This window comes from Streptomyces sp. NPDC127190, from assembly GCF_042672505.1.
GTDB lineage: Bacteria > Actinomycetota > Actinomycetes > Streptomycetales > Streptomycetaceae > Streptomyces.
This window is the reverse complement of record NZ_JBHXVE010000003.1, coordinates 234,982-238,679: the sequence shown is the minus strand read 5'-3', so window position 1 is coordinate 238,679 and position 3,698 is coordinate 234,982. Positions and strand designations below refer to the sequence as shown.

The window sequence follows — 3,698 nt, the reverse complement described above, 5'->3', positions numbered from 1 at the left end:
TTTTTACAACCCCACCCCCCAAACACATGCCCGCCGCCCCCCCCCCCCCCCCCGCCCGGCCCCCCCCCCCCGGGGGGGCCCGCCCGCCCCCCCGCCCGCCCGGACCCGTTCCCCGGCGGGGTCAGGCCGAGGGCAGCGGCAGCGGGGGCCAGTGCAGCAGGGCGCGGAACTGCTCGCGCAGCGCCTGCTCGTCGGCGTCGCGCAGGGCCTCGTCCCGGGCGCGGCGGGCCGCCGGGTCCTCCAGCTGCTCGGTCTCGCTGACCGACCGGGAGGCCGCCACCACCGCCCGGACCCGGTCCCGCCGCAGGTCCTCGTAGCGGCGGAAGGCGCCGGCCGGGTCGTCGGGGGACGCGCCGAGGCAGCCGGCCAGGACGACCGCGTCCTCGATGGCCATCGCCGAGCCCTGTCCGAGACTCGTCAGCATCGGGTGCGCGGCGTCACCGAGGAGGGTGACCGGGCCCTCGCCCCAGCGCTCCAGGAACGGCCGGTCCTGCGAGGGCACCGCGAGCACCGACTCCATCGGGGTCGCGCGGATGATGTCGCAGACCTCGTCGGCCCAGCCGGCGTAGGTGTCGAGGATCTCGGCCTTGTCGCCGTCCCAGGCGCGTGACCGCTCGGCGGGCATGTTCTTCGTGCCCCACCAGTAGTAGCGCCCATGGCCGACGTCGATCAGGCCGAACCTGCGGCCGGCCCCCCAGTAGTGGCCCACGTAACCCGCCGGGAGGTGCGGCCGGGCGAAGGGGGTGACGGCCAGCCAGCAGATGTAGCCGCTGTCCTGGCTCGGCTCGGCCCCCACCAGGCCGCGGCGGACGGCGGAGTGGAAGCCGTCCGCGCCGACCAGGGCGCTGCCCCGGACGGTGGTGCCGTTCTCGAAGCGCACGGTCACCCCGGCCGGTCCCGTCTCGTGGTCCGCGACCGCGTGCCCGAGGACCGGCGGCGCCCCGTCCAGCTCGGCGAGCAGGGCTTCCTGGAGGTCGGCCCGGGTCACGCACACCGACGGCACACCGAGCGCGTCCGTGACGGCCTTGAGCGGCTGCTCGCGGATCAGTTCCCCCCTCTCGTCGAGGACCCGGAACGTCTCGACGTCCTGGCCGCGCTTGGACAGTCCCAGGTCGATGCCGAGCGACGCCAGCGCGGCGACGGCGTTGCTCATCACGGACAGGCCCGAGCCCGCCGCGCGCAGCCGGGTGGCCCGCTCGTAGATCTCGACGGGGATGCCCGCCCGGCGCAGGGCGACGGCGGCGGTCAGCCCGCCGATGCCGGCCCCGGCGATGATCACCGGCAGCCGGGTGGACGACGGCTCGGGGGAGGTGTGGTGCGTCATACGGCGACTCCGGTGGAGGACGGGACGGGACGGCCGTCGAGGATGCGGCCGATGATCTCGGCCGTGTGGGTGACATGGGGGTGTTCGACGATGGACAGGTGGTTTCCGGGGACCGTGACGGCGCGCAGCCGGCCGCGGGTCATGTGCTGCCAGCCGTTCAGCGGGTCCGCGTGCCGGCTGCCGCCCGCGCTGTGCATGGCGAGCAGCACCTCGGGCAGCGGCTCGGCGGCCAGCAGCAGGGTGATGTCCTGCTCGGGCACCTCGGGCCGGTAGGCCAGGGTGGCGTTCCAGTTCGCCTCGTACACCCGGAACAGCCGGCGGACCACGGCCCCCGAACTCCCCGGGGGCAGCACCCCGGCGCGTACGGCGAGCTGGGCGATGAAGTCGAACTTCTCGTCCGGCGTGGTCAGTTCGGCCGGTATCCGCTCCTGCGGCGAGGCCCCGCCGCGGCCCAGCCACAGCAACTCCCAGCAGAACCAGCCGAGCAGCGCGTCCTCGTCATGGCGGGCCCGCGGCCCGGGGTCCAGGGCCGTGGTGTCCAGCAGCACCAGGTCGGCGACCTCCTCGCCGGCCCGGGTCAGCTGGACGGCCATCTCGAAGGCCACGAAGCCGCCGAAGGACCAGCCGCCGATCGCGTAGGGGCCGTGCGGCTGCACCCGCCGCAGGGCGGCGATGTAGTCGGCGGCCAGCTCGGGCACCGAGCGGCGGGGCTCGGTGCCGGGGACCGCGCCCGCCGCCTGGAGCCCGTACAGCGGCCGGCCGGCGGGCAGATGGCGGGCGAGCTGCACGTAGCACAGCACGTTGCCGCCCATGGGGTGCACCATGAACAGCGGGCGGCGGTCCCCTTCGGGGCGGATCGGCACCAGCGGGTCGAAGGTGACCGACGCGTTCCGCTCGCGCAGCCGGCGCGCCAGCCCGGCGACGGTGGGGGTGGCGATGAACTCGGCCAGCGGGACGGTGACGCCGTAGCGCTGCTCGATGACCACCGTCAGCCGCATCGCCGTCAGCGAGGTGCCGCCCAGGTCGAAGAGGTCGTCGTCGACGCCGATCGCGTCGGCGGGCAGCTCCAGCAGATCGGCCAGGGTGTCCGCCAGGACCGCCTCGTGACTGCCGGGAACGGGCCGGGCGCCCCGCGGCTTCGCCTCCTGCGCGGGGGCGGTGGCGGCCAGCGCCCGGTCGTCGCGCTTGCCGGAGGGGGTCAGCGGCAGCGCGGGTATCCAGGTCAGCGAGGCGGGCACCAGATACGCAGGCAGCACGGTGCGCAGATGACGGCGCAGCTCCCCGGTGTCCGTGCGGTCCCGGTCGCCGACGAGGAAGGCGGCCAGGGTGTTCTCGCCGTCGGCCCGGCGGCGCGGTACGACCGCCACCTCCCGGATGCCGGGCCGGTCCGCGGCGAAGTCGAGGACGGCGGCCTCCACTTCGGCCGGCTCCACCCGGTAGCCGCGTATCTTGACCTGGCCGTCGGCCCTGCCGGTGCACACGATGTCCCCGCCCGGCAGGACCACCGCGAGATCGCCCGTGCGGTACAGGACCTCGCCCGGGGCGCCGTACGGATGGGGGACGAACCGCTCTTCGGTGAGGTCCTTGCGGCCCACGTACCCCTCGGCGAGACAGACCCCGCCCAGGTATATCTCGCCCTGCACACCGGGTGGCACCGGATGCATCCGCGCGTCGAGGACCAGCACCTGCGCGCCGTCCACGGGGCGTCCCACCGGGGGCAGTTCGGGGAAGGAGGACGGATCGCCGGTCATGCTGTGCCGCGTGACCACATGTGACTCGGTCGGGCCGTACTGGTTCTCCAGCAGCACACCCGGCAGGGCGGCGAGGAACCGGCGCAGGGCGGCGGTCACCCGCAGCTGCTCGCCGGAGGAGACCACCACCCGCAGCCGCCGCGGCACCGGGCCGAGCGCGTCGGCCGTCTCCGCCAGCTGCTGGAGCGCCACGAACGGCAGGAACACCCGCTCCACGCCCGCCTCGTCCAGCAGCCGCAGCAGCGCCGGCATGTCGCGGCGCTGCTCCTCGTCCGCCAGGACCAGGGTGCCACCGCCGCACAGCGTGGAGAAGATCTCCTGGAAGGCGACGTCGAAGCCGATCGGCGCGAAGTGCAGGGTGCGGCCGCCGACGGCACCGCTCGGCACCCGGTTCTGCCAGCCGACCAGGTTCGCCAGCGCCCGGTGCGGCATCGCCACGCCCTTGGGGACGCCGGTCGAGCCGGAGGTGAACAGCACATACGCGGTGTCCGCGGGCCCGGGCCCCGGGAGGCCGCCGGGCGGGGGCCGCGCGGGGGGGGGGGGGGGGGGGCGGGGGGGGGGCCCCCCCGGGGCGGCCCCCCCCCCGGGGGGCGGCGGGGGGGGGGGGGCGGCGATGCCGGGCG

At 75.8% G+C, this 3,698-nt stretch carries 2 protein-coding genes; both read right to left on the bottom strand.

Features of this window, described 5'->3' with window-relative positions:
* Window positions 1–121: 121 nt before the first annotated feature.
* Complete coding sequence (locus ACFVIU_RS06810; RefSeq protein ID WP_385841084.1) at window positions 122–1,324, bottom strand: FAD-dependent monooxygenase; 1,203 nt, start codon at window positions 1,322–1,324, stop codon at window positions 122–124.
* A partial coding sequence (locus ACFVIU_RS06805; RefSeq protein WP_385841083.1) for an AMP-binding protein occupies window positions 1,321–3,698 on the bottom strand: 2,378 nt, incomplete at its 5' end. The genes ACFVIU_RS06805 and ACFVIU_RS06810, both read right to left, overlap by 4 nt.

What these genes read in the sequence shown, in the direction of transcription:
- ACFVIU_RS06810 (WP_385841084.1), bottom strand. Translation starts at nt 1,324, where the DNA reads ATGACGCACCACACCTCCCCCGAGCCGTCGTCCACCCGGCTGCCGGTG.